Here is a 1068-nt window from a genome sequence, read left to right as displayed (position 1 = left end):
AATTTCCTCCGTCCTGCGCGCGACAATGTCCGCACTTGCGGACGCGCGCAGGACTGCGGTTTATGCGCCGTTTTTCCTTTAGGCGCCGGCAGTCGCCGGCGCGACGTCCAGCGCGGCATTGTGGCCTTCGACCGCATCGTCCTGTCGGCAAACGACTCTATCGGTGTCACCCGGCAGCGGTCGCGCCAAACATTTCTTCGCAGCGCCACCTCACCATGCCATTGACTCTTCATTAGGAAGAGAACAAATGAGGAACATACCATCAGCATTTCGCGTTCAGGGGACAGATGAGTGCATCGGCGCCAAACGCTGCTATTTCCGATCATCGAAATCGCATTGCGCGTCTCGAAGGCGGCAATACGCGCGAAAGAGTGGTGCTCCCCTTCGGCATTTCCTTTATCGACAGCCACCTGCCTGGGGGCGGTGTGGCACTTGGCGCGCTCCATGAAGTTGCCGGTGGTGGCAATGGAGCGCTCGATGGCGCCGCCGCGTCGCTTTTTGCGGCGGGCATTGCGGCCAGAACCCAAGGCAAGGTGCTGTGGTGCGTGACGCGCCAGGATCTGTTTGCGCCGGCAATCGCCCAGGTCGGACTTCACCCCGACCGGGTGATCTATGTCGAAGCCGGTGACGACAAATCCTTGCTCGCCTGCTTCGAAGAAGGTTTGCGGCATGTCGGGCTTGGGGCTGTGGTTGCCGAAGTTGCCCGGCTCTCGATGACGGCGTCGCGACGTTTACAGCTAGCATCGGAAGGCTCCGGCGCGATGGGCATCGCGATCCGCCGCTGGCGCCGCCAGACCGAAGCCGCCGATTTCGGGCAGCCGACGGCGTCTGTTACGCGCTGGCGGGTTTCTGTCTTGCCGTCGCGACCGCTTCCCGTGCCAGGCGTCGGCCGGGCACGATGGCAACTTGAATTGATCCGATCACGTGGAGGGGAAACGCTCGATATCGAAGTGGAGGCTTGTGATGCAAAGGGTCGACTCGCTCTTCCTTCCAAGCTGGTCGACCGACCGGCTCAGAAGGAAATTGGGCGACGTCTCGCCGCCACCGGATAGACCCTTGGTGCTGGTC

1 protein-coding gene is annotated in these 1068 nt (G+C 62.0%); it reads left to right on the top strand.

Annotated elements, in window-relative coordinates; all coding sequences use genetic code 11:
• Window positions 1–287: 287 nt before the first annotated feature.
• A complete protein-coding gene (locus tag EN925_RS41270; RefSeq protein ID WP_127388374.1) occupies window positions 288–1052 on the top strand; it encodes an ImuA family protein in 765 nt (254 codons plus the stop codon).
• Window positions 1053–1068 lie beyond the last annotated feature (16 nt).

Source organism: Mesorhizobium sp. M7A.F.Ca.US.006.04.2.1, assembly GCF_004022915.1.
Taxonomy (GTDB): domain Bacteria; phylum Pseudomonadota; class Alphaproteobacteria; order Rhizobiales; family Rhizobiaceae; genus Mesorhizobium; species Mesorhizobium ciceri.
This window is presented reverse-complemented; position numbering and strand designations above follow the sequence as displayed.